This is a genomic window from Methylocapsa sp. D3K7 (assembly GCF_029855125.1).
Lineage (GTDB): Bacteria > Pseudomonadota > Alphaproteobacteria > Rhizobiales > Beijerinckiaceae > Methylocapsa.
Genome location: NZ_CP123229.1, coordinates 2,031,103 through 2,051,877, shown reverse-complemented (window position 1 = coordinate 2,051,877; position 20,775 = coordinate 2,031,103). Strand labels below are relative to the sequence as shown.

General features: G+C 56.5%; 12 protein-coding genes and 4 pseudogenes. 11 read left to right on the top strand and 5 right to left on the bottom strand.

The annotated features are described in order from the left end of the window. Nucleotides 1-97: 97 nt before the first annotated feature. Nucleotides 98-307 carry a hypothetical protein gene (locus QEV83_RS09390; protein ID WP_280130915.1) on the top strand — a complete coding sequence of 70 codons (210 nt, stop codon included), beginning with the start codon at nucleotides 98-100 and terminating at the stop codon, nucleotides 305-307. Between the two features lie 653 nt (nucleotides 308-960). Further along, nucleotides 961-1,907 (top strand): IS630 family transposase gene (locus QEV83_RS09385; protein ID WP_280128127.1). Its coding sequence is split into 2 segments (ribosomal slippage): nucleotides 961-1,297 and nucleotides 1,297-1,907, totalling 948 coding nucleotides; the frame shifts between segments, so codons are not numbered across the junction. Nucleotides 1,908-2,065: 158 nt separating this feature from the next. Here QEV83_RS09385 and QEV83_RS09380 read toward each other — a convergent pair. Then, complete coding sequence (locus tag QEV83_RS09380) at nucleotides 2,066-2,473, bottom strand: hypothetical protein (RefSeq protein ID WP_280130914.1); 408 nt, start codon at nucleotides 2,471-2,473, stop codon at nucleotides 2,066-2,068. Between the two features lie 74 nt (nucleotides 2,474-2,547). Between QEV83_RS09380 and QEV83_RS09375 the strand changes: the two genes are divergently transcribed. The 4 genes and pseudogenes from QEV83_RS09375 to QEV83_RS09360 all read left to right on the top strand — a co-directional run bounded on the left by QEV83_RS09375 (nucleotide 2,548) and on the right by QEV83_RS09360 (nucleotide 6,661). Then, complete coding sequence (locus QEV83_RS09375; protein WP_348273276.1) at nucleotides 2,548-3,402, top strand: site-specific DNA-methyltransferase; 855 nt, start codon at nucleotides 2,548-2,550, stop codon at nucleotides 3,400-3,402. A 105-nt stretch (nucleotides 3,403-3,507) separates the two neighbouring features. After that, entirely contained in the window at nucleotides 3,508-4,026 is a 519-nt protein-coding gene (locus QEV83_RS09370) for a hypothetical protein (RefSeq protein ID WP_280130855.1), read from the top strand. Nucleotides 4,027-4,174: 148 nt separating this feature from the next. Then, a complete protein-coding gene (locus QEV83_RS09365; RefSeq protein ID WP_280130854.1) occupies nucleotides 4,175-5,008 on the top strand; it encodes a dienelactone hydrolase family protein in 834 nt (277 codons plus the stop codon). A gap of 1,014 nt (nucleotides 5,009-6,022) precedes the next feature. After that, nucleotides 6,023-6,661 (top strand): annotated as a pseudogene (locus QEV83_RS09360) (2OG-Fe dioxygenase family protein). 189 nt (nucleotides 6,662-6,850) lie between these two features. Here the strand turns inward: QEV83_RS09360 and QEV83_RS09355 are convergent. Next, nucleotides 6,851-7,771, bottom strand: coding sequence for a hypothetical protein (locus tag QEV83_RS09355; protein WP_280130913.1), 921 nt, complete (start codon nucleotides 7,769-7,771; stop codon nucleotides 6,851-6,853). A 70-nt stretch (nucleotides 7,772-7,841) separates the two neighbouring features. Continuing rightward, the gene (locus tag QEV83_RS09350; RefSeq protein WP_280130912.1) at nucleotides 7,842-8,276 is read right to left on the bottom strand and encodes a hypothetical protein; all 435 of its coding nucleotides are present in this window, start codon (nucleotides 8,274-8,276) and stop codon (nucleotides 7,842-7,844) included. 59 nt (nucleotides 8,277-8,335) lie between these two features. On the opposite strand from QEV83_RS09350, the pseudogene QEV83_RS09345 reads away from it, so the two are divergent. Beyond that, a pseudogene (locus tag QEV83_RS09345) lies at nucleotides 8,336-9,097 on the top strand (IS5 family transposase). On the opposite strand, the gene QEV83_RS09340 reads toward QEV83_RS09345, so the two are convergent. Further along, a complete protein-coding gene (locus QEV83_RS09340) occupies nucleotides 9,091-9,405 on the bottom strand; it encodes a hypothetical protein (RefSeq protein WP_280130911.1) in 315 nt (104 codons plus the stop codon). The pseudogene QEV83_RS09345 and the gene QEV83_RS09340 sit on opposite strands and share 7 nt — an antisense overlap. Nucleotides 9,406-9,481: 76 nt before the next feature. Here QEV83_RS09340 and QEV83_RS09335 point away from each other — a divergent pair. Further along, nucleotides 9,482-10,862 (top strand): annotated as a pseudogene (locus QEV83_RS09335) (IS701 family transposase). 15 nt (nucleotides 10,863-10,877) lie between these two features. Here the strand turns inward: QEV83_RS09335 and QEV83_RS09330 are convergent. Next, nucleotides 10,878-11,372, bottom strand: a pseudogene (locus tag QEV83_RS09330) (IS5 family transposase); the annotation flags it as partial. 483 nt (nucleotides 11,373-11,855) lie between these two features. Here QEV83_RS09330 and QEV83_RS09325 point away from each other — a divergent pair. From QEV83_RS09325 to QEV83_RS09315, 3 genes are all read left to right on the top strand, one after another. Continuing rightward, nucleotides 11,856-14,819: an EAL domain-containing protein gene (locus QEV83_RS09325; RefSeq protein ID WP_280130910.1), complete on the top strand. Its 2,964-nt coding sequence runs from the start codon at nucleotides 11,856-11,858 to the stop codon at nucleotides 14,817-14,819. A gap of 243 nt (nucleotides 14,820-15,062) precedes the next feature. Beyond that, nucleotides 15,063-17,153 carry an EAL domain-containing protein gene (locus tag QEV83_RS09320; RefSeq protein ID WP_280130909.1) on the top strand — a complete coding sequence of 697 codons (2,091 nt, stop codon included), beginning with the start codon at nucleotides 15,063-15,065 and terminating at the stop codon, nucleotides 17,151-17,153. 180 nt (nucleotides 17,154-17,333) lie between these two features. After that, nucleotides 17,334-20,717 (top strand): EAL domain-containing protein, encoded by a 3,384-nt coding sequence (locus QEV83_RS09315; protein ID WP_280130908.1) that lies wholly within the window; start codon nucleotides 17,334-17,336, stop codon nucleotides 20,715-20,717. The last annotated feature ends 58 nt before the right edge of the window (nucleotides 20,718-20,775 follow it).

The window sequence follows — 20,775 nt, the reverse complement described above, 5'->3', positions numbered from 1 at the left end:
GCCATTAATCCTCATAAGTACGCGCGGCCGGGCATGGACTGCAAACGGCTTTCATGCCTCTTGGCGTAAGGGATGTACGGCTGCCGGAGTATCCGGCGTGACATTCCATGACCTAAGGGGAACGGCCGTCCTGCGGTTCTTTCTGGCCGGTGGAACCGAGGCTGAGATCGCAACCATCACCGGCCATAGCTTGCGCGATGTCCGATCAATTTTGGATTCGCATTACTTCTGCAGAGACCCGGCGCTGGCGCAATCGGCGATCACGAAATTGGAAATCGCGCGGGCGAAAAAAGAGCGCGAAAAGTGAACATATTTTTCAAACTGTCTTCAAACCGCTCTGATTGTCGAAGCGTATAGTGTCGGAAACTCCCATAAAAACAATGGCTGATGAGACAGTCATGCGCAAACCGGTCTCCGGCAAAATTTTCCCTCAGAACAGGGAAAAATGCAGGGAAAAACGAAGAAACGGAATTGAGCGTAGCAGATAGGGTTATCTCCGCAGTTTCGGCGTGATCAGACAAAGAATTAGTATAGGGGTGGCGTTGACAAAGAATTTATAGAATTGGCAAAATTTATCTATTTATCAAATACTTATGAAACATTGACAAGTGACGGAAGATAGGAGTATACCATCTTTCGTCGTCTTTTTAGGTGGCCTTTAAGTTGTAGGCAAGCCTAGGCGAAATCGCCGCTCCAAATCTCGGTCAGGAGTTCGGTTTTTCCTCTTGCTTCAGGCTGCCCCATGACCAAGCGACTCAACATCTCCGCCTCTCCCGCTACCAAACCCACTATTATCGCATCTGCGCCTATCACTCCGACACGAGAGATCGCAAAGTCGGATTTTGCGGTTGCGCCCGATCTCTCGCTAGAGCAGTATCCGACCTGAATGAATCTGAAGGGATTCCCGAATCGGGCTTGAGGTGATTCAAACTGTCTGCCGGAGCAAGGAGGCCGGCAGGCATGTCGAAAGCCTTGTCTCTCGATCTTCGGGTTCGTGTACTGTCCGCGGTTGCGCAGGGTCTAAGCCATCGCGAAGCCGGCGCGCGGTTCGCGGTCAGCGCATCGAGCGTCAGCCGCTGGCGAAAGCTTGCGCGGGAACGGGGTGACGCGCGTCCGAAGGCGCTCGGCGGGGATCGTCGGTCGGGCCGGATCGACGCCCATAAGGACACAGTCCTCTGCGTGCTCGAGGCGACGCCCGACATCACCATCGAGGAGTTACGCCAAACGCTGGCGGACAAGGGGCTTGTCGTCGGCTATGGCACGATCCGCCGCTTCTTCGCGCGTCATGCGATCACGCGCAAAAAAAGACTGCGCACGCCAGCGAGCAGGATCGCCCCGACGTCCTGAAACGGCGCGAGGACTGGTTCGACGGGCAGATCGATCTCGACCCTGACCGCCTCGTCTTCATCGACGAGACCTGGGCCTCGACGAAGATGGCCCGCACGCATGGCCGTTGCCGGCGCGGCGAACGCCTGCGCGTCGGCGTGCCCCATGGCCACTGGAAGACCACGACTTTTGTCGCCGCCCTCACGACGCGCGGCATGATCGCGCCGTGGGTGCTGGACGGGCCGATCAACCGCGACGCTTTCGAGACCTATGTCGACAAGGCCCTCGTTCCAGACCTGCGGCCGGGCGACATCGTCGTCATGGACAATCTGTCGAGCCATAAGGGGCCAAGAGTGCGGGAGATGATCGCGGCGGCGGACGCCAGCCTTCTCTACCTGCCGCCTTACAGTCCGGACTTCAACCCGATCGAGAATGCCTTCTCCAAGCTGAAGGCTCATCTGCGTAAGGCTGCCGAGCGAACCGTCGGCGGCCTCTGGGACGCCATCGGCCGCATCATCGATCTGTTCGCTCCAGCGGAATGCAAAAACTACTTCGCCGCCGCAGGATACGATGCAACATGATCGGCTATTGCTCTAGCAGTGTCTTATGTGTCCCCGTCGGGGCTAACCGATTATAGCAATAATCCTCGGACGCATTCTTCCGATCAAATCCAAAAAATCGCCGAAAGTATAAAGGCGTTCGGCTTTGTCAGCCCACTTATCGTCGACACCGACGAGAACTAATCGCGGGCCATGGCCGACTGGCAGCGGCAAAGTTCCTGGGCCTCCAATGCGTCCCGGTGGTTCACCTCGATCATCTCGATGATGTGCAAAAAAAAGCTCTCCGAATTGCCGACAATCGACTCGCGGAACTCGCGGGTTGGGATCCGGATCTTCTCGCGCTCGAGTTTTCGAGCCTGATCGAATTGGACGCCAACCCAGACCTGAATTTCGATTTGGAAATCACGGGTTTTTCGTTTGGCGCGATAGACCAAACCATCGAGGCCGCGAAGAAAAGCGATTCGCCTGACCCGGATGATGTTTTTGAACCCAATCTTGCAGGACCGATAGTAACACGTCTCGGTGACAAATGGCTCTTGGACGAGCATTGCATATTGTGCGGAGATGCCCGTGACGACAAGGTTCATTCGCGTGTTCTGGACGGTTTATTGGCGCAAGCGGCAATTTGTGACCCCCTTATAATGTAAAAAGCGAAGGCCACATCTCGGGACTCGGCAAGATCATTCACCCTAATTTTTTAATGGCTTCTGGTGAGATGACCGATGCCGCATTCACGGTCTTCTTAACTGATTTTTTGCGGGCGACGTCGGATTCGCTCGTGCTGGGAGCCGTGGTGTTTGTCTTCATAGACTGGCGGCACTTACGTGAGCTTCTCGACGCTGGACGTTCGGTCGGCTTGACACTTCTGAATGTATGCGTGTGGAACAAAGGGACGGGCGGAATGGGAAGTCTCTACCGCTCCCAGCACGAACTCGTGTTCGTATTCAAGAAAGGCAACATCCCCCACAAAAATCGTGTCGAGCTCGGAAGGCACGGTCGGTGTCGCACGAATGTCTGGAATTATCCAGGGCTCGCGAGTTTCGGGCCGAATCGGCTCGAGCAGCTCGCCGATCATCCGACGACAAAAAACTGCGCGATGATCGCTGACGCGATCCGCGACGTCTCTGATAGAAATGACATCATCATTGATCCCTTTTGTGGGTCTGGCACTGCTATCATTGCAGCCGCGAAGACGGGACGGCGCGCCTGTACCATCGAGCTGGACCCAAAGTATGTGGATGTCGCGGTGCGGCGCTGGGAAAGATGGTGCCCTACGGCTCTATTTGACCGATCTTTTAAGATTGCCGAACGCGCCAATGGTTCCGGCTACCAACCGCCGCCGCGACTTGAAACAGCACACAGACGAAAAGGAAGGCAATGCAATCATGCGACGATTATGTTCTTATTCGCTGATGATCGCGAGTCAAGAGGACAGACTTTTCGGAAGCGACAGGACAGTATGACGCCGCGAGCGCCGCAATCGCGGAGGTGCCTCGCGCGATGGCGCGGTTTCTAGTCGACGAACATCGAGAGGATATTATGAGCAAAAAGGATGAGTTGGTGGCGCAGTTGAAGGATCTGCCGAGCGGGCCGATCGCCGATACCTTTGAAGGCGCGGGTCGTGGGGTTGCTTCAATCTTGCTGGGATGAATTGTCAGGCTCCAACTACACCAAGATGGAGGCTCGTAAACTAGATCGAGCAGAAACTTTGAAATGGAATCCGCCTAGACTGCAATTCACAATCGAACGTCATGGCGGATACTTAGTTGGTGGAAGCCGCGCGGAATTGCAACATTGGGACGCGAACCTGGAAACAGGCATCGCTTCCTTTGAGGAACGTGGCTACAGGCAATTGAATGCTTTGAGTCCGCGGCTAAAGGTCGAGCCGATCGTAGATTCTGTGATTGAGGCAGTGCAGGCACGCAAGACGTTGCTGGGGGACGCGCTTGTCTGGGTTGCTGATGATCAAGTTCGCATCAAACAAGCGGTGTTAATTCCGGACGACGCCTCGAAACAAACGATGAGCGGTCGCCGGAAACGCTTCCGATCTGCAATGCAGTCTGCAATGGCGGCAATCGGATGGGATATCATCGTAGAGCGACCGGCACTCAAATTCAAGAAAAAAGTCGCCGCAAAATAACTCTTGATCAGCGGGCGCATTCAGACATGTCAAAGCCGACTCAAGGGATCAGGAAATTTTCTCTATTGACGAGCGAAATTCAAAATACCGGATTAATTCAGTCCGCAGTAAGGCTGGTTATAACCAAGATTTTTCGAGGAATTCAGCCATGTGGATCGTGCGCTTTTTGATCGCGAGTGTTTTCGCCTCAATTTTCGCCATGGTGGCGGCGCAGGCGGCGCCTCAAAGGGTGGCCTTACCAGGATACGACGGCGTAACACTCCAGGGCTGGTTGTATACGCCTGAGACCGCCGGCCGTCATCCGGCGGTCGTTGCGCTGCATGGATGCGCTGGGCTCAATGACAAAAGCGGCGCTCCGAGTGCACGCCATGCCGACTGGGGCGAACGGTTGTCGATGTCAGGATTTATCGTTCTGTTTCCAGACAGTTTTGGCTCGCGCGGCCTTGGATCGCAATGCAAGGAGAGCGAGCGGGAGGTTCGCCCGAGCCGGGAAAGGGTTGCAGACGCCAATGCGACCTTGCGCTTCTTGGCCGCCCGCGATGACGTCGACACGACGTCGATTTCCCTTCTTGGCTGGTCGAACGGTGGCTCGTCGACGCTTTATGCCGTAGAGCCTAACAACGCCCCGGACGGCGTCGATTTCGCCCGCGCCATCGCGTTTTACCCGGGCTGTCGGGTCCCGCTCGAACATGGCCGCTGGGCGTCCCGCATGCCGCTCCTCGTCCTGATCGGCGCCGATGATGACTGGACGCCCGCGGCGCCGTGCGCCGATCTCGCCGCGAAGGCGAAGGCGCATGGGGAAAAAGTCGATATCGTTGTCTATCCGCAAGCCTATCACGATTTCGATCACCCAGACTTGCCGGCGCACACTGTCGATGGTCTCGCCTTTACGGCCAATGGCAGCAGCAGCGCGCATACCGGGACGAACCCTGCGGCGCGTGCCGACGCCATCAAGCGCGTCGCGGATTTTCTCTCCCGTTAGGACCGGAGGTGCCTTGCCCAGCGCACGCACAGCAAAATCACGTCGCTCGGAAATCGGCGGCCATTGAAGCCGGATACGGCGGGAAACCTCGGCGAAGCGCCGACGATCTCACCGTCTGTGACCAGCGAATGAACAGAGCTCGTTCAAATACAGTAGCGGAGCATGGAAATGGCGCAATCGCGAAACATTGAGATCGACTTTGAAGTGCATCAACTCATAGAGAACGAGCGGCGAGGCTGATGGACATTCATTCTTAAGCCTGGAAAATCTCGTTAATATAACTCCGTCAGGGTATGGCGCTTTTGAAGCCATTTCGGTTTGTGGGGACGCCAGCGATTGATTTTTCTTGCGGCAGTTGAGGGCTGGGCGCCACTATTGACAAGCAATAACCATTAACGTGTCAAAGCCACCGAAACCCTTGCCAAACGGGGGCGTCCGCATATGACTAAGACGCAGGCGAGGATTTTTTCAGTGAAAAGCTGAGCACCTAAAGTTACTAGTCAATCGGCTTTCCGGTGCGGCGCGCCGTCGTCTCTGTCGTTTCGCGTCTTGATGTGTACGACGGCGCCAGGGGCGCGGCTCCGCGCGGCGATTCGGCTGCGGCCTGCGCTATCCTAAGGCCTCGATCAGTCTTTTTTCCTGGGCGTTGGTCATTGCCGTTTGAACATGATAGTGAACACGGATCTTAGCAAGGCATTTGGCCTCAGAGCTTCGCTCGAGCTTGATCAACATCTTGAACGTCAGCCTACGGGCTCGCACTCCGAGGTTGTCGCCAACACTACGTTCGCCTTCAGCACCGAGCTTTCGGACCAATGTCAATTTTCGAAATGCAGTAAATCGCCAAGCTAATGATTGTGCGTCGGGCACCATCACTCGATTCATGTCACTCCGGCGCCCTGGACGCTCGATGACCGGGGATATTTCCGTCATCGTCGAGGAAGTTCGATTTGCGGGGTTTAGTTTCGCACCTGCCGAGCAATTCCGTGCCCTCCTGACGCCTACGGCGCTTGCCGAATGGCCATCCTTCGCAGCGAGTTGGGAGGCCTCGGCGTCGACACCTACATGGCCGACGGCGGCCGTTATCGCCGCCGACGCTTCGCCGCCTTCGCCGTTTCCTCCGAAGGCATTGTCCGCAAGGCGCACCAGCCGCATTATCAGAGCCGAGATTACAACCTACTCAATGGGGGCATCGAGCGTTGGTTCGAACCGGTGACCGAGGCCGTCGCCACCCATCCGGTCACCTTGGGTCTTCTCTATGCCGGCCGGAAGGTGTTTGACGCATTGACGCCAGCGCCGGACAGGCCGCAGGCTTGGCACGTGGAGCTGCATCAGTTCCGGATCGAAGCCCACCCCGGACAAATCGGCCAGCCAACGCCCTAGGGGCTGCATCGCGACGGCGTCGACTGGGTGCTCGTCATGCTTGTCAACCGAAAGAATGTCGAACGCGGGGTCACGACGATCTACGGCCTGGATCACCGCCACTTGGGCGACTTCACGCTCACCGACCCTCTGGATGCCGTCTTCCTGCAGGACAATCGGGTCTTTCACGGCGTGACGGCGATCCGTGCGCTGGAGCCCAATGAGGTCGCGCGCCGCGATGTCGCGGTCATCACCTTTCGCGCAGCCCCGCTGTGCCTGCTCGACCCGGGTTGAGGCGCATGTGACAAAGCCGCTGTGGGTTACTGGGAAGGGGAGAGAGTGTCGGTTGACGGATTAGGCGAACAACGTTGCGTTCGCAGAGAGCAAGGCTAAAAGTGCAGGGGTTTTGGTGTATGCGGTGAGCACAGGCAGTATGCGCTCGAATTCGTTACTCGATCCGTTGGGTCCGGTGCTAGCCGTTTTTTAAGTAGGAAGATCGCCAATTCGCAAAAGCTCAGCTAACAAAGGAGCGGATAACGACGCGTGTTGTAATGCATCAGAAAATATGAGCTGAAGAGTGGGCATTTGGTAATATGGATAATCTTCTACGGAGGATGCTATCATCGACAAAAGGTTTTCCGCATCGGTGACATATGATTGGGCAATAAGAAGTATCAAACACTCAACTTCAAGTGAGGTCGGTATTTGCATGGCAATTTCGTTCGTGGTCGAGTGTGGATCGAATGCAGCCAAGCCAGCGAGGAGAATTGCGCGCACTATATGGTTGTCACTTTCCTTGGCGTGCCGGAGCGCTACCGCCTTGGCAGCGGGGTCCACCTGCAAGAGATGGCCGAGTGGCCAGGCAGCGTAAAAGCGCGTTTCTGCGTCGCTATCCTGCGACATTAGCTTTTCAAGGGCAGGTAAGGCCTCGAGCTGCTCATCGACACCGGCGGCAATCGCGAATGCGCTATTTTCCTCGATTAGGATGTTCCGCTTGATTTCCGCCAAAGCAGCCGTACGGCTGGGAATAAATGCAAGTGCTATACACGCCGCAAGGCTGACTCCCTTATTCTCATGCCGTGCCAGGATGCACAGATTGGGCAATGTCTTTTCAGTTGGCATTACACAGAGTCGTCGGAGGAAGGCTAGCAACATCGCTTCTGGGGCTCTATTCTTGATAAGCTCGTCTAACACAATAAATGCATGGGACGCGGGGATCCCGCGGAAGGCGTAATAATAGTCCATGACATGCAAGGGTTGGGTACGAATATCTTGGGACTGAGCGCTAGCGTGCGACACTTTTGTCGCTAACCAGAGAGCGGATTTGATCGAATCATTAGAAGTGTTTACGGATGCGGATGCGATATAGGCTCGGAGATAGGCCTCAGCGGACTTCTCCAACATCCACTTATTTTTTCCCAGTCTACTCCGTCAATGAGCCAATGTTCTCCTGCCATGCCCATGATCGTGGCGGTTAGGTTCCATGCGTCAGGCCCCCCAATGTAAGTTTCTTGATAACGTCCTTAGCGAGCTGCGCAACATCCTGACCTTTGCCTGATCTCGCAACGAAACGTAACCAACGCGCGGAAAACTGAAATTGGAAATAGGTCGCATCCGGTCTTTCCAGTCCGACTCGGTAGACTGCTATGGGGTCGCCATGCCGCTTAACGAGCCAGGATGACATAAGGCGTTCGAATATACGGCCAGAGGCAAGGCTAATTGCGACGTCATAAACTTCGTGTGCCGATGCGTTGGCGACGGGCAAGTCGATGAGCCCATGCTTGTCGGCCGCGATGGCGGCGCGAGTAACCCGATCGAGAGTTATTGGCGGGTTTTGCAGCGAAGAGGCAATGTCCGGAGCGGCGAGCGTTCGCTCCGCTTTAATCAGGCCGCTAGGCTCAGGACCCATTAAAGTTCTTGCGTTGAGGTGAGTCGGCTGATTCATAGGCGGGGCGAGGAGGCTTCGCCATGGCTGATTTGTTTTTGCTCTCCGAGGCGCAGATGCGCCGGATTGAGGGTTATTTTCCGCTGTCGCACGGGATCGCGCGGGTGGACGATCGCCAGATCGTCAGCGCCATCGTGTTCGTGATCAGGAACGGACTTCGCTGGCGCGACGCGCCCAGGGAATATGGCCCGCACAAGACGGTCTACAACCGGTTTATCCGCTGGAGCCGCCTGGGCGGGTTCAACAAGATCTTCGCCGAGCTGGCGCGCAAGGGCGGCAAGCCGGGACGGATCATGATCGACGCCACGCATCTCAAAGCGCATCGCACCGCCGCCAGCCTTTTGAAAAAGGGTCTATTCCCCGACGTATCGGGCGCACCAAGGGCGGCCTGAACTCCAAGCTGCACGCGGGTGTGCGACGGCAAGGGACGCCCGCTCGTCATGCTGCTCAGCGAGGGGCGGATGAGCGATTACAAGGGAGTGGCACTGATGCTGCCGGTGCTGCCCCGGGCGAGGGAACTCCTCGCCGACAAGGGCTACGACGCCGACTGGTTCCGCCAGGCTCTCGCAAAGCGCAAAATCGCCGCCTGCATCCCCTCCAAGTCCAATCGAAAAATACCGATCGAACACGACCGCATGCTCTATCGCGAGCGCCACAAGATCGAGAACATGTTCGGCAGGCTCAAGGACTGGCGGCGCATCCACACGCGTTACGACCGATGCGCCCATACTTTCATGTCAGCAATCTGCATCGCCGCAATCGTCATCTTCTGGATCAATCAATGAGTCCTGACCCTAGGTGATTCCGATACCTTGGCTCCAGCGATAAAGTTCTTAAAAATGAATTCGCGCAGTATTTCATGCTGAATTGCTTTTTCACTCTCTGGCTTTGTGATTGAGAAGTGATCAGAATTAGGAACCTTGAACGGCTTTGGGAAATATCGTCCAGCAGAAAATTCTTGAATAACCTGTTTTCCCCAAACCAATTTAAACAATGATTTAAAAGATTTCGAGACTTTGTCCGATTTCACATGTATGAAATCGGCTTCTACTAACTCCCTCCCTTTAAGTTTAAGCCTGTCTTTCTTTTCCATAAAGTATTTATCTAACACTACTTTGGCAGATTTTTGTGGGATCTATCGTTTTTGGGATTCCCGAGTTTCGTGTTGCGTGATTCATGGGTGGTCGACCTCACGGAGGGCCGACCATGGACGAGGGCTGGAAATCCGACCTGGGGCGGTGGCTCCTACCTTTTCTCAGTGCTTTTCGACACAAGGCGCGGGCACGGATGTGCCCGGTTTATGTCGCGGGACTCATCGGCGCGGGTGATCGCAAGAGTGTCCAGCCCATTGCGGCGCGTGATGGCGAAGTCGGCTACGACCAGCTTCATCACTTCATCACCAGTGGCGTGTGGGAGGCCGCGCCGCTCGAGAAGGCTTTGCTCGCCGAAGCCGACAGGATGGTTGGCGGCGCCGACGCGTGGCTGATCGTCGACGACACCGCATTGTCGAAAAAGGGCGAGCATTCGGTTGGCGTCGCGCCACAATATGCCTCATCGCTTGGAAAGACTGCCAACTGTCAGTCGCTGGTCTCGCTAACGTTGGCGTCGCGCGAGGTGCCGGTGATGGTGGGCCTGCGGCTATTCCTGCCCGAGAGCTGGACAGATGATCCTGAGCGCATGGCGCGGGCCGGTGTGCCGAAGGATAGACAGACTGCTCTGACAAAGACGGAAATTGCGATCGCGGAGATTGATCGCGTCATCGCCTCTGGGGCGTGGTTTGGCTGCGTCCTTGCCGATTCAGGGTACGGCTCCAGCGGGCCTTTCCGCCAGGCTCTGAGCGAGCGCGGTCTGCTGTGGGCGGTGGGTCTGTCGCGACGCCAGAACGTCTATCCCGCCGACGTTGCCCTGATCTTCCCCGCCATGAAGGCGGGAAGACCCCGCAAATACCACATCCCTGATCAGCCCCCGGTCTCTGCTGAAGCGTTGTTGGCCGGTGGCAAATGGCAAAAGGTCAGCTGGCGGCGGGACACCAAAGGCCGGCTGACATGTCTCTTCGCGGCCCGCCGTGTCCGCGTTGCGGATGGCCATAAGCACCGCATGCTCGATAATCGTATGCAGTGCATGCCGGGCGACGAGGTCTGGCTCGTCGGCGAGCGCCGGTCGACTGGCGAGCAAAAATACTACGTGCCGAACTTACCAGCCGATGCGAGCCTCAAGATGCTCGCCGCCACGATTAAAGCCAGATGGGTCTGTGAGCAGGCCCACCAGCAGCTCAAGGAAGAGCTCGGCCTCGACCACTTCGAAGGTCGCTCCTGGACCGGCTTACATCGACATGCTCTGATGACAATGATCACCTACGTCTTTCTCCAATCCCGCCGCCTCAAAGCAGCGGGACGGAAAAAAAAGAGTCGGGGGACCGCCGCCACAACCAAGCTTGCCGGCCATCAGGCAAGCCATCCTCGACCTCTTTGTTCGGCCTCCACCCAGGCGATGCCCCCCCACTGTGAGAAACTCCTCGCAGAAGCCGTCAAACCTAAACTGCCAAAGTAGTGCTAGGGTCAGGACTCATTGATTGATCCAGAAGATGACGATTGCGGCGATGCAGATTGCTGACATGAAAGTATGGGCGCATCGGTCGTAACGCGTGTGGATGCGCCGCCAGTCCTTGAGCCTGCCGAACATGTTCTCGATCTTGTGGCGCTCGCGATAGAGCATGCGGTCGTGTTCGATCGGTATTTTTCGATTGGACTTGGAGGGGATGCAGGCGGCGATTTTGCGCTTTGCGAGAGCCTGGCGGAACCAGTCGGCGTCGTAGCCCTTGTCGGCGAGGAGTTCCCTCGCCCGGGGCAGCACCGGCAGCATCAGTGCCACTCCCTTGTAATCGCTCATCCGCCCCTCGCTGAGCAGCATGACGAGCGGGCGTCCCTTGCCGTCGCACACCCGCGTGCAGCTTGGAGTTCAGGCCGCCCTTGGTGCGCCCGATACGTCGGGGAATAGACCCTTTTTCAAAAGGCTGGCGGCGGTGCGATGCGCTTTGAGATGCGTGGCGTCGATCATGATCCGTCCCGGCTTGCCGCCCTTGCGCGCCAGCTCGGCGAAGATCTTGTTGAACCCGCCCAGGCGGCTCCAGCCTGATTGAACAAAGCAGTAAATGCGCCGGTCGCCAAATAGGGCGCCGCTCATGCTCAAGGTGCAAATGGCTGGCATGAACTGAACAATTGAGCGTAAGTGCCTAGATATTGCTCCATCAAACATCCGCCATTACCGCCGTGCGGTTTGACACCCCACATTTGAGATAGTCTCAAGATCTGCCCCCCGAGTTGGATAATCAATATTAAATATGTATAGTGTTCATCTCGCACAGGGTTTATTGTGCCGTGATGTCCAAGGGTGGCATTGGCTGACCGCCAGAATCTCCTTGGATCGAATGGTGCCAAAAATTGGCTTGGCCCGCGACACTTTTCGATACGTTGAAGCGAGTTCGCCCGTCACATTTTTAAAGTTTTGATTATTAATTTTCATAGCAGGCCAGGGGATGTGTGCATGGACGAAAGCGGGAAAACCTCGCCAGAGCCCTCGCTTGGTCTTGATCGGGCCGCGCTGGAAAAAGCAGTCCTGTTGGAGCGGATCCGCGTGCTTTACCAGACGCACGCGATTATGTTCGTCAATCTCGTCAACGCCTCGCTCACCGCTTACGTGCTTCGTGACCTTTTGCCGGTCAGAATGTTCGTCGGATGGATCGGGCTGTTCAGCATCGTTGTTCTAGCGCGTTATCTCGATTGCCGGCGCTATATGCGCGCGCCTCCGGAAGTGGAATTTGCCGCGACCTGGGGCTGGCGCTTTGCCGCTGGCGCGACCGCGACGGGGTGCCTTTGGGGACTGACCGCAGCCGGCATACTGATCACGCCAAATCAGGCCTATCACGCCTTCATAGCCTTTGTTGTCGGCGGGATGATGGCTGGCGCAGTCGGGGGCGATTCGGCCTTTTTACCGGCACTAATCGGATTCACAGTCCCGGCCGTCTTGCCGGTGATCTTCGCCTTTTTCGCTCGTGGCGATCCTATGTCGATCACCATGGGATTGATGGTCTCGGCGTTCACTGCCGTGCTCGGGTTGGTTGGCTTTCGTGCCAATCATTGGATCGCTTCCATTGCTCGCCGCGAAATCACTCAGAGGTCACTGGCTGCCGACCTCGAGAACCAAATCGCCGTACGAAACGAAGCAGAGCGTGAGCTGTACCGAAGCAATGGAATTTTGCAGGCCGTTGCTGCGAGCGCAACCGAAATTCTGCGGGGGCTCGAATTCGACCATTCGATCCCAAAAGTACTGGAATTCATCGGCCGGTCGATGGGCGTGAGCTGTGCCCACTTATACGCAAACAATGGCGCTCCAAACTTCGCTCTCTTCACGCACCATATGTGGAACGCGCCAGGCACGGCGCCGATAATCGAAACGCGCAATCTCTTGCAGCCCGTCAAAGCTGGAGACTCGCCCTCCGTGCCGAGTCTTCTTGCGCAGGGAAAAGTGCAGTTCATCAGCAAGCGGGAGGCCGACGAGCCAGATCGGCATCTCCTCGATTCCTGCGGCGTCCAGTCGATTCTCTTGGTTCCTGTCTTCGCCGACAAGAATTGGTGGGGAGCGATCGGTGTCGGTGATGGCGAGGTTAACCGCACATGGACCACGGTCGAGATCGACACACTCCGCACTCTTGCGGAGCTAATTGGCACGGCGATCACACATAACCGAGACCTCACGGAGATCGCGGATGCCGGCCGTATCGTCGAAAACAGCTCGACCATACTTTATCGGCTCGATCCGAAGTTCCCTTATGCGATTACATATGTGTCTCGGAACATCGGTCGATACGGCTACAGTCAATACCAGCTTCTGTCCGTGCCGGGCAGTTATATGGAACTTTTCCATCCGGACGACCGCCAGGGTGTTATCGCCGATATCGCCAAAATCGTTACCGGCAAAACAATGGAATCCGGCGGAGATTTCCGGATACGCTTGCCGACCGGCACTTACGGCTGGATCGAGAACCGTATACATCCGGTCCGCGACAGCGATCGCAAGCTGACGGCTCTGGAAGGGATCCTCATCGACATCAACGACCAGAAGATAGCACAAACGGAAAGGGTGCGTCTGACCTACACGGATCTGCTCACTGGTCTACCAAACCGAACGGCCTTTATGGAATGGCTTCAGATAGCCTTCGTGGCGGCGAAAGAAGGTGGCAAACCTTTCGCCATCCTCTACCTCGATCTCGATGACTTCAAGGATATCAATGAGACGCACGGCCATTCGATGGGGGACGAACTGCTCAAGGCCGTGGCGCAACGACTCGGTGGGGCTCTGCGTGAAGGCGATCGGATTGCCCGCGTCGGCGGCGACGAGTTTGCTGCGCTCCTGAGCGACATGTGGGATAGCACCGTCGTGGCGACACTCGCGGCAAGGATTATCGGCTCAATTACAGCGCCGCATTCGATCGGCGGCAGCCAAATGAATGTAACGGCGAGCGTCGGCATTTCGATCTTTCGGGACAAATTGACCAAACCCGAGGATATAATGCGCGAGGCAGACCTCGCCCTTTACGACGCCAAGGACAGCGGACGCAACAAATATGTCTTCCATACCGAGGCACTCGACCTTGCTGTCCGCGAGCGCGTGACGATAGTTGAGGAGCTCAGGGTAGCGCTAGATCGCGGCGAGTTCGAAGTTTACTACCAGCCGCAGGTCGAATTGCCGTCACGACAGATTGTCGGCGTCGAGGCGCTTTTGCGCTGGAACCATCCAAGCCGGGGTCTGCTCACGCCAGGACATTTCATAGCGATCGCAGAGAAGTCAGGAATGATCAGCTCGATCGGGCTATGGGTGCTTGCCGAGGTCCGACGGCAGTTGCGGATCTGGAACAACGAAGGGATCGGTCCACCGATCACCGGCGTCAACCTGTCCGCGGCTCAACTGATCTCGCCCTCCGACTTCCTGCGCGACTTCATGCGGGGACTGAGTGCCGATGAACTGGATCCCGACAGGCTCGAACTCGAACTGACCGAATCCCTGCTCATGGACACGAACCACGGCCATGGCGACATGGTGAACCAGCTGCGGGCGCTCGGCGTACGAATTGCGATCGACGACTTCGGTACCGGCTATTCCTCGCTCGAATATTTGCTCCTCTATCCTGTCAGCCGCATCAAGATCGCGCAGCAATTCGTGAGCGGCTTGCCGGGCGACCCCGGCAGCGCGGCCATCGTTCGAGCGACGATTGGTCTGGCGCGTGAATTCGGTATCGAGATCATCGCCGAAGGCGTCGAAACCGCCGCCCAACTGGAATTTCTCGTCGGCGCCGGATGCTCACGCATACAAGGCTTTTATTTCAGCAGACCAGTGCCTGCCGAGCAAACCTCCCAGATGTTGCGCGAAGGTGTGCTCGTACCCGCCGCAGAGTGCAAATCGGCGGCGCGACAGGCAGACGTCACTGAATCAGAACGAGCAGGAGCATGAGTTGAAGGCTCGACCACGCGATGGGACTTCCCGCTTATGCACGCAATGCCTTTGCGATCGTTACTCGATGGCTGCTGTGGTTCCCGAGCAGTATCACGAAAAAGCGTTTGAAGGTTTGAGGATGCACATCATGTCGAACGCCATTGGTTTGGCTAGCAGCCACAATAAGCAGGCGACCACCGATCAAAAAGTCAACGAGAGTCTCCAGCCTCAATCTGTGTTATGCTTTCGGGAGATTGAACAATGGACGGTTACTACGATCTGAATATCGTCGCGCTTTCCATCGCGGTCGCCATCATTGCTTCATACACAGCACTCGACATGGCAGGCCGAGTCAGTGCAAGTGATTCGAGCGCAAGGAAATCGGTGATTTGGCTGGTTGCCGGCGCGATGTCGATGGGGACCGGCATCTGGTCGATGCATTTCATCGGCATGTTATCGTTCCATCTGCCTATAAAGGTTGCCTTTGACCTGCCCATCACGCTGCTGTCGTTGATCATTGCGATCGTTGCCTCGTTCATCGCGCTTTTTTTTCTACGCCAAGCCCAACTCGGGATACGTAACCTGGTCATCGGTACGATACTGATGGGCAGCGGCATCGCCGCAATGCATTACACTGGCATGTTCGCGATGCAGATGTCGCCGCCGATACGCTACGAACCCTTGCTTTTCGTCGCCTCAATCCTGATCGCCATCGTTGCCTCGCTCGCGGCACTTTGGATCTCCTTCCAATTGCGCTGGAAACACTCCAGGCACGAAATCCTGGCCAAGGTGGGAAGCGCGGTTGTAATGGGGCTGGCGATTAGCGGAATGCACTACACTGGAATGGCGGCGGCGCGTTTTGCCCCGGGCAGCGTTTGCCTTGCCGTGACGTCGGGTGGCATAGACCTTACGACGCTGGCTTTCGGCATCGGCAGCCTCAGCCTTGTCATCATGAGTTTCACACTGATAGTCTCTACACTCGACGCTAATTTCAGCAAAAAAATAGAGGTACTCGCTCGCACGGACGGACTAACTGGGTTGGCGAACAGTGCGACATTCATCGAACGGCTTCACCAAGCTTTCGCCGCCGCTCAACGTGGTGCTAGCCCATTCGCGATTATCTCTATCGATCTGGACCATTTCAAGGAAGTTAACGACACGCTTGGACACTCCGCGGGCGACCTGCTGCTTAAATCTGTCGCGGGGCACCTCAAGCGGAACTGCCGGGAAAGTGATTTTGTCGCCCGCTTGGGCGGTGATGAATTCGCAATTCTACAAACCGAAGTGTCCGGTGTTTCGGATGCAATCGCATTGGCATCGAAAATTCATCGCGTTCTGAGTACTCCATATCAGCTCGGAGATGGCAAATTATTTGTCAGCGTTAGCATTGGTATCTCCGTTTATACCGACGAGATGGCTGGACCGGACGAGATGCTCGCTAAAGCGGATATCGCTCTCTATAGAGCCAAGGAAGATGGCCGGGATCAGTATCGCTTTCATTCCGATGATCTTGATCAAGAAATGCGCGAGCGCATGACCCTCACGGGCGATTTGAGACAGGCACTCGAACAGAATGAGTTGGAACTTTACTATCAGCCGCAGGTCGAACTCTTTACGGGTCGAATTGCCGGTATGGAAGCGCTTATTCGCTGGAATCATCCAAAGCGCGGCCTGCTCATGCCCGCAGATTTCATTCCCATAATGGAGAAAACGGATGCCATATTGGCACTGGGGTATTGGGTGCTCGATCATGCATGCGAGCAAATGAGTTCTTGGCGCACTGCCGGAATTGCTCCAATGGTTTTGGCCGTTAATCTCTCCCTTGGTCAGCTCCGGACTGGAGATGAGCTGATCCAATCCGTCACGATGACACTTGCGAAATGGGGCCTTACTCCAAGGGACCTTGAACTCGATGTGACAGAATCCATGCTCGCCTACGCCACATGGGCTTATAACGATGTGCTCGAGCAGCTACAGCAGCTTGGGGTGACGATCGCAATTGATGATTTTGGAACGCAGTATTCGTCGCTCGACTATCTGAAGCACTATCGCGTAAGCCGGGTGAAAATCCCGCGAGCGATGATTGCCGCCGCGACGCAGCAAGATCAAGAAAGCGCAGCGATGGTGCGGGCGATTATCGGCCTCACGCGCGAGCTGAACATCGAGGTTATGGCGCAAGGCGTGGAAAATGAGGCGCAACGAGATCTGCTAACCGCCGCTCCATCCACGACCAAAGTGCAAGGCTTTTATTACAGTGCGCCGGTCCCCGCCGTCCATGCGACGGAGTTGCTGCGGCAAAGGCTGATCGAGCCTCGCCTCAGTCAGGACATCCGGGAGGCTGCAGCGCAATAGCGGACGAATGCATCATGACCCGTAAATAGGGAGCGCATGATTTGTATCTATGGCAATTGACCTGCCCCGTACTGCGCAACCATGACATGATTACTTCCAGGGATATACGCCATGCCCATCGCAAGAGAGCGACTCGGTGGTGCGACAGGCAGACTGCGCCGAACCAGGAGGAGCAAGAGCATGAGTCGGTGGCTTGACCGCGCGAATGGGTTTGCTGCCTATGCGCGCGACACCTTGGCAGCGGTCAATCGATGGCCGCTGCGGCGAGTGCTGATCGCCGGTGCGATCGGTGTCGCCTTGTCCTGCGTTGCCAGTTGGTGGGTCGCGCACTATTGGGAAAACAATCACGCACAAGCCCAGCTCAATGTTCTCGGTGACGATCGCCGTCTCTGTCTACAGGACGGGCTGGTCGATCTAGAGCAGATGATGAACTCCGCAGCGCGTCAGTTCCAGTCCTCCGCGAAGGAGATCGACCGTGCTGCATTTTCCCGCATCATTGACGGGTTGAGGAGCGTATTTGATGTCTCCCTAGAAATCGACTGGGTCCCTCGCGTGTTACGCCAGCAGCGGGCCGTGCACGAACGCGCGGCTGCCCAGCAGGGTCTTGCGGGCTACCGCATTAGCGCTCACAGCAATGACGGAAAATTTGTTCCCGCCGATGCAAAAGACGAATATTTTCCGATTCTTTATTCGAGCCAAGCGACGGCGGCACCCACGCTCCTTGGTTTGGAAATTAGCTCAGATCCGGTGGAACAGGAGGCGATGACGCGAGCGAGAGAAAGCGGAGAGATGGCGGCTACGCCCCCTCAGGCAGCAGGTCAGAGGAACATCTTCCTGTTCGCTCCCATGTATGGATTTGACTCGCCTCATGAGAGGATTGAGGATCGCCGCAGTAATTTTAAGGGTTTTCTTCGCGGCTCGTTTTTGCCCGGTCCGATGATCGATAAGGTTTTTCGCGGTGTGAAATCGCCCCAAGGTCTTGATATTTATTTATTCCGGCAACGCGCCGGTCCTAACGAGCCTCCGTTCCACGTCCGCTCCTCGCTCCTGCGTTCAGAACCAGCGAAGGCACGGTCGCGTGCCGATCTTGAAGCGGGATTGCATTGGACCGGTGAGGTGGTCCTTGCCGACGCGCGTTGGACGATGATCGTCGTTCCAATTCCGGTGGGATCGCCTCTGATTAATCACGACCGTTCCCAGATGATCTTGACCGTGGGGTTGCTCTTGACCATGGCCGTCATGACGTATCTCGAGCTTTCTCGCCGAAGCGGATCGCGGCAAGATGCGATACGCAATCGACTCGCCGCTGCGACGGACTATCGTAGCAATCTCCTTCACGCAGTCTCGATCGCCGCCAAAGAATTGCTGACCGCCGAGACGATAAAGGACGTGATGGCAAAGGTGCTCGATACGATAGGGGGCGCCGTGCGAACCGATCGCATGCTCGTGCTTGAAAACCGGAACAGGGTTGGCATGGCGCCCCTTTCTGTCCTGCGGTACAGCTGGCACTCGGCCGCAGCCCCAGCGATGCCTACTCTTGGGCAACTCGACCCAAGTGCATTGGAAACGGCTCCCTGGTTTGCGCCGCTTCTCGATGGGAAAACCGTCACCAGCATACCAAGCACCATGACTGATGGCGTGGTCAAGACTATGTTACAACGCCTGGGGATCGCGTCGAGTCTCGACGTCCCCATAATCATCGAAGGTAAATACTGGGGACGCATCTGCTTTGATGAATGCACGACGGCACGTGAGTGGTCACCGGTCGAAGTCGATATTTTGCGGACCGCCGCAGACATGATCGGAAGCGCAATGATCCGTGAGCGCTACGTCAAGCAACTACGGGACGCGAACACGATCATCGAACGAAGCCCGACGATTCTCTTCCGCTTGCGCGGCGAGCCATCCCTACCACTGATCTATGTCTCGCACAACGTTACCATGTTTGGCTATGACCCGGCCGAAATGATCGCATCGCCCCAGTTATACAAGACCATTATTCACCCCGACGACGAGCTTAAAATACTGGAAATGTTGGCGCGGATCGTGATGGAGGGCACCCAGTCCGAAACAATCGAATTTCGCATGCGGACGAGCGATGGCATCTATCGCTGGGTCGAGAACCACTATACGCCCATCCGCGATGCTGCCGGGCGGCTCGTCGAAATCGAGGGCCTCTTAACCGATGTCACGGATAAAAAAGAAGCCGCCGATAAAATTATGGTCCTCGCCAGGACCGATGCGCTCACAGGACTCGCCAACCGCGCGACCTTCATCGACCGGCTGTGTCAGACCTTCGCCGCGGCCAAGCGCGGCGCGAATCCCTTCGCGGTTCTCTACCTCGATCTCGACCGGTTCAAGGATGTCAACGACACGCTCGGGCATTTTGCCGGCGATCTCCTGCTCAAGGCGGTCGCCGAGCGACTCAAGGGATGTACCCGCGCAACCGATCTCGTCGCCCGTCTGGGCGGCGATGAGTTCGCAATCCTACAGACGGAACTAACCGATGTCTCCAATGCCGGAGTGCTGGCATCGAAGATTCACGATGTCCTGGGGGCTCCCTATACGCTCGGCGAAACTGAAATGAATATCAGCGCGAGCATCGGAATTTCTCCCTATACGTCCGAGACCGAGGGATCCGACGAAATGCTTACGCAAGCCGATCTTGCCCTCTATCGAGCCAAGGAAGAGGGCCGCGACCAGTATTGCTTCCATTCAGCGGATCTCGATCGCGAGGTGCGCGATCGTGTAGCTATTACCAATGATTTGAGGCAGGCCTTCGAACGCGATGAGCTGGAACTCTACTATCAGCCGCAAGTCGAGCTCACCACAGGCCGAATTGTCGGCATGGAGGCGCTGATACGCTGGAATCATGCAACGCGTGGTCTGATCAAACCGGACGATTTCCTGCCAATCGTGGAGAAAACTCCCCTCATTGTGACGCTCGGACAATGGGTGCTCGACCATGCGTGCGAACAGATGAATGCCTGGCAAAAGGCCGGAATTGCTCCGCCGATCCTCGCCATAAATCTCTCGCTCAAGCAACTGCAAACCGGAGATGAGCTCGTCGGATCTATCAGTAAAACATTGACGAAATGGGGGCTATCCCCGAAGAACTTGGAGCTCGATGTAACGGAATCCATGCTTGCGCACGTCACACTGCATAAGAATAGCGTGCTTGACCGGCTGCAGCAACTCGGTGTGAAAATCGCAATTGAGGATTTCGGCTCGCAATATTCCTCGCTCGACTATCTCAAGACCTATCGCGTGAGCCGAGTGAAAATCCCGCGCTTAATGATCGATGCCTCGACGCAGGACCCAGAGGCTTCGGCGATGGTGCGGGCGATCATTGGCGTCGCCCGAGAGCTCGACATCGAGGTTGTTGCGCAAGGCGTGGAAACGGAGGTGCAGCGAGACCTGCTGACTTGTGTACCTTCCCCAACGAAGGTGCAAGGCTATTATTACAGCGCGCCAGTCCGCGCGGATAGCGCGACGGAGATGTTACGGCAAAGGCTGATCGAGCCTCGCCTTAGCCAGTTTCCCGGAGCTGTCGCCGCGCAGTAGCTGCTGAAAGCATATGATTCTTGGCGAGAGACTCGCGAGTCTTTTAATTTCAATGATG